The 4,668-nt window shown below is 30.7% G+C and carries 6 protein-coding genes; all 6 read left to right on the top strand.

Annotation, left to right across the window (positions count from 1 at the left end; all coding sequences use genetic code 11):
• Positions 1-1,004, top strand: a 1,004-nt coding sequence (locus ACWPVF_RS08945; protein ID WP_454385850.1) for a replication initiation factor domain-containing protein, incomplete at its 5' end; no start/stop codon positions are given.
• 151 nt (positions 1,005-1,155) lie between these two features.
• Positions 1,156-1,530, top strand: a complete 375-nt coding sequence (locus ACWPVF_RS08940; RefSeq protein ID WP_454385848.1) for a plasmid mobilization protein — start codon at positions 1,156-1,158, stop codon at positions 1,528-1,530.
• 133 nt (positions 1,531-1,663) lie between these two features.
• Positions 1,664-2,140 carry a hypothetical protein gene (locus ACWPVF_RS08935; RefSeq protein ID WP_454385846.1) on the top strand — a complete coding sequence of 159 codons (477 nt, stop codon included), beginning with the start codon at positions 1,664-1,666 and terminating at the stop codon, positions 2,138-2,140.
• 1 nt (position 2,141) lies between these two features.
• Entirely contained in the window at positions 2,142-2,378 is a 237-nt protein-coding gene (locus tag ACWPVF_RS08930; RefSeq protein WP_454385844.1) for a hypothetical protein, read from the top strand.
• Positions 2,375-2,728, top strand: a complete 354-nt coding sequence (locus ACWPVF_RS08925) for a hypothetical protein (protein ID WP_454385842.1) — start codon at positions 2,375-2,377, stop codon at positions 2,726-2,728. The genes ACWPVF_RS08930 and ACWPVF_RS08925 overlap by 4 nt, the downstream gene beginning before the upstream one ends.
• Positions 2,718-3,944, top strand: coding sequence for an AAA family ATPase (locus ACWPVF_RS08920; protein ID WP_454385841.1), 1,227 nt, complete (start codon positions 2,718-2,720; stop codon positions 3,942-3,944). Before ACWPVF_RS08925 ends, ACWPVF_RS08920 begins: the two co-directional genes overlap by 11 nt.
• The last annotated feature ends 724 nt before the right edge of the window (positions 3,945-4,668 follow it).

The following is a 4,668-nucleotide window of genomic DNA, read 5'->3' as shown; positions in this document are numbered from 1 at the left end:
TTTTAGAGCAAATGAATTTAGATACTTTGCCTTTTGCTGAAAATGAAACAGGACGACACGGTTATAATAGATCATTATCACTTCAAAACTATATCAATGTTTATTATAACGAAGTGAAATTTAATGAATATGATGATAATAATGCTGATAAATTGGATCGAATTATAAAAATGGGTGTGCATTTTGAATTTACTGGTCAAGGTTGCAGAATTTTAGAACAGGATAGAGACTGGTTTGATTATTTTAATCTTTTAAATGATTTAAATGCTAGATATTCTAGAATAGATATTGCTTTAGATGATTTCATAGGTTTGCTAGATTTTGATTTGATGGAAGAGAAAATTAAAAAAGGGGAAGTCATTTCTTTATCTAGAACTAGAAACATTGAAGCTAGTTTAGATTTTAAAAAGGCTGAAAAGTTAGATAATAATGGGAAAAGTAAGGGGAAGACTATTTATTTCGGTAACAAAAATTCTCTTATGATGATCCGTTTTTACGATAAAAAGAGAGAACAACAGGCAAAAAAAATCTTTTGCCCGTTTGAGTTTTGGCAACGGTATGAAATAGTTTTAAAAAGAGAAAAAGCTATTGATTTCGTTGAGAAACTGAGATCCGGAGAGAACTTTAGTGATCTCTACTTAAAAGTAATGTCCGGTTTAATTCGTTTTGTCGAGCCGTCAGATGATAAAAATAAAGCAAGATGGAAAACTAGTCCATTTTGGGATGATTTTATCAAGGGATCGGAGCCGATCAAACTAGAACGAAAAAATCTAGATCCCTCAATTCTTAAAACTATTTCTTGGGTAGATCAAAGTGTGATTGGATCTTTGCAACTATTAGTTGAGATTGCTAAAATGGGCGATTTTGATCTTTTAGAGTTACTGAAAAATAGTCAATCAAGAGAGAAATCCGATAGACAAAAAACTATATTAGGTGAATTTGATCTTTTAAGTGAAGAACAAAAACAAGAAATCTTTAGCAAAATAAAAGAATTAGCTATATAGCAATGTTATAGCTTTATGATATAATTAAGATAGCTTTAAGATAGCTTCTACAAGATAACTTCTACGAGAGATGGCAAATTGATAACTTTATGATATCTTATTGCTAGTTAAATGCTATCTTTTGCAGAAAGGATAAATAGAAAGGATAATTATGAAAAAAGATAGGGCAAAAAAAGTTTTAATTCGTCTTACAGAAGAAGAAAAAAACAAACTTCAAGAAATGGCCGAAGAAAACGAGATGAAAGTAGAGCCTTTTGTCAGGAGGACGATATTTTCAAATGATATCAAAAAGCTATCAAATGAAAATGATGCTCTTCGAGAAGAAATTAAAGATTTGAAACAAGATATTAGAATTTTAACAAATCAAAATTTAGCAGATAAAGAAGTGTTGTCTAAATTTACTTCTCAATTGTTAGAAATGTTAGAAAAGTTAGATAAAATGAAACAAGAAAAAGAAATTTTATCGCTTGAATTGAGTGAAATGAAAGAAAAAAAACCCTTTTGGAAAAAATTTTTTGGAAGATAAAAAAAGAGCGATTTGTATCGCTTTTTTTGTTTCCAATTTTTGTAAAAAAAAGACGCTATAATTAATGTAGAAGAAGGAAATAAAAAAAAGGAAAGTTTTACAAAAAAATGTGAAACTTAGAGGTGAAAAACCTATGAAATATGTTGGAGATTATGTCCAAAGAGAAATTATTAAAAATCATATCTTTCATAATAAGAAAGACAAATTTGAATCTTTTGTCTTAGATATTATGGGGCAAATGATTGAAGATTTTTATTATGGATATTCACTTGAGTTTGATTTACTTTTGAAAGAGTATTTTAAATTTATTCCAAAATTTAAAGTAAAAAAACGAACCCTGGAAAGTCTTAATATCGATTTTCACTTTTTGTATGGTTCTTCAATGACAGAAAAAGAAATTGACAAGTTTTTTGATGATTTTGTTTCATCTTTGGTTAATCGTATTGCAGTCTTCATTCTTGAAGAAGGTTTTATGCAACGACTGAGTGAGGCAGTTCTGAGATGTGATTATTCGATTTATGAAGAAGAAGTGAATAGCGTTTTATTATATTGGGCTCCAAAAAGAGTTGACGTAATCTCTGAAGAATATCGTTTTTGGGAGGACGATTAAAATGGCCAAAAAACAAAATTTAAAAATATATGCCTATAGAATTGCGAATCTATCGCAAAGTGCATTATACTTTCTATCTAGACATCAGAATTTAACAACTAATGATTATCAATTTTTAAAAGCAAAATTAGTTGATTTATATTCTCGAGCGTTGGAACTCTTGATAATGGCTGGTGCAGATGATAGCGAGATAAACGATTTTATCAATGATTATAAGGAAAAAGGAGAAATAAAGTGAAAGGACTGAAGCAATTTCAAAAATTTGATTTAGACGAATTTTTAAAGGATAAGGAAATTACCTTTATTAGTTCAAAAGCGTATTATAATTATGTTGATGGACAGGCTTCTGATGAAGTAGCTGGAATGAAATTGGAATGCGTTATTACTAAAGACAATACTGTTTATAATAATAATGAGATTACCAATGAATATGAAAAAATTACAATTAAAGTTCCTCGAGCTGAGAAAATTAACTTAAAACGAGGAGCTAAATTGAAGATCGAAGGTGTTGGCAAAGTTTGGGGAGAATATAGCCAAAATTTGACTGTTGAAGCGACTAATATAATGGTCTTAAAAAATGATCAATGATTTCCAGATCATTTCCAAAGAAAAGCAGTTAGATAAGCAACTGTTGCTGTTGCTTATCCTCTTTCTTTTGTTGTTGATCATTTCATTTATTAGACCGATAGCATTTGTTATTTTGGGATTTATAGTTATCTATTTCCTTTGGCGATTTGATTTTATTAAAACAAAAAAAGATTTTTTCCGATTTATGATTTATAAAATCAGACTGGAAAGAGAATTGATAGACTCTAGATTTTATGTGAAATTGAGATCTCAAAAAGATGGACGGATCTTTGTTAAACTGCCTAAAATTGAGATTTTGCAAAAATCTGATTTTATAATCATTGTGAAAATAGGTTGCTCCATTGAAAACTTTGAAAGGTTGGAAAAGCTAGATTTATCTCCTATTTTTAGTGGATATCGACAAATGATTGTATCAAACGATATAGAACGAGATAAAATAGTCTTCGAACTGGAAAAAATCGATTTTGATCGTCAATTAAAGATTGAATCGATTGAAGAAATTGAGCAGATCAATGAAAAGTCTGATCAGATTGTAATTGATAGATTAACAAGCATAAATGCTAATTCTCATTTATTGCTGACTGGCCAAACTGGTTCAGGTAAAACATACGGATTATTATATCTCTTGTTATTTTATAGAATGAGAAATGCTGATGTTTCAGTATGTGATCCTAAAGTTAGTGATTTAGCAGACCTTTCTAAAACAATGAGTTGTCCGTCTGCAACATCAAAGAATGAAATTATAGAAGAAGTTCGCCAAACTTTCTTAGAAATGGAGCGACGAAAACAACTACGGCAACAAGAAGACTGGAAGATCTCGACAACTGCAACGCAAAACGGATTGAATTTAAAGATCTTGATCATAGATGAATTTGCTAGCTTACAATTAAAGTTAGATAAGAAAGAACTAGCTGAATTGCTTGGTTATCTTTATCAGATTATCCTTGAGGGGCGAGCGCTTGGCGTTTTTGTAATTTTAGGTTTGCAACAAGCAAATGCAACGGTCTTACCTACTGCCCTGCGAGAGCAATTCTCTTCTATCTTTGTTCTCGGCAATAGTGGAGAGCAAACTAAAAACGTAGCTTTTCAAGAGAAAGCACAAAAAATCCCCAACTTTCCTTTAAGTGTTGGGGAGGGGTGGTGCTTAACTTCTTCTGAAATCAGTTTGCGCTTTATCTGTTTTCCTTATTTGTCGTTTTTAAATGATTTAAGATAATGTTTACAATTTTAAAAAAAGAGAGTATAATTAAAAAAGATGAAAAAAGAAAAAGCATCCACCCACCGCCAAGTTTCGGAATGCTTTCAATTTTCTTCTATACGAAGATTATAACAGAAATAGTATCGAAAAGCAATAGTATTAAATTGAAATAATCAGTATAGAAAAAAGTGAAAAATTCAGGCGATGGCAAAATGCTATCGTCTTTTTATATTATTTGCTACTATAATTTATATGACTAATAAATAGTATGATCTAATCTAAAAGCGTTCGTTCTTCTCTGCTATACTTGTTTAGTTCAAAGCTGATTAAATAAAGTTCTTTTGTTTGGTTCGGCTTTGACGAAGAAAACGAAGCAGAGAAGATGGAGTTTTTCAAGATCGATCTTGATCGAGAAATAAAAAAGTTTTTTAGCGGCTGAAAGCAAGCGACAAAAAGTTTTTTATTTCTGAAATCTTGAAAAGCGACAAGAAAAGCGCCTATTGTTTGGGTGGCTGACCAGGTTCGGACAGAGTCCGAGAAAAAAAGAATATTATGAAAGCAGGGACTATTTTAGTTTCTGCAAGAACCCCCAACAGCTAAACAGGGGGGTTCTAAATACATTATATTGAATTAAGGAGTATTATGAATACCAAAATAAAGGAAAATAGTTATTTGATAGACTGGCTTAGTTTTACAATTCAGACCGATATTCACGGAGTTGGTAAAAGAGCAGTCCGAGAAT

This window comes from Streptococcus sp. Marseille-Q7087 (assembly GCF_965111935.1).
The sequence above is the reverse complement of the archived record's forward strand: the minus strand, read 5'-3'. Positions and strand labels throughout refer to the sequence as shown.

Excerpts from the sequence above, each read along its gene's own strand:
- ACWPVF_RS08930 (WP_454385844.1), top strand. The coding sequence starts at position 2,142 with ATGGCCAAAAAACAAAATTTAAAAATATATGCCTATAGAATTGCGAAT.
- ACWPVF_RS08940 (WP_454385848.1), top strand. The coding sequence starts at position 1,156 with ATGAAAAAAGATAGGGCAAAAAAAGTTTTAATTCGTCTTACAGAAGAA.
- ACWPVF_RS08920 (WP_454385841.1), top strand. The coding sequence starts at position 2,718 with ATGATCAATGATTTCCAGATCATTTCCAAAGAAAAGCAGTTAGATAAG.
- ACWPVF_RS08935 (WP_454385846.1), top strand. The coding sequence starts at position 1,664 with ATGAAATATGTTGGAGATTATGTCCAAAGAGAAATTATTAAAAATCAT.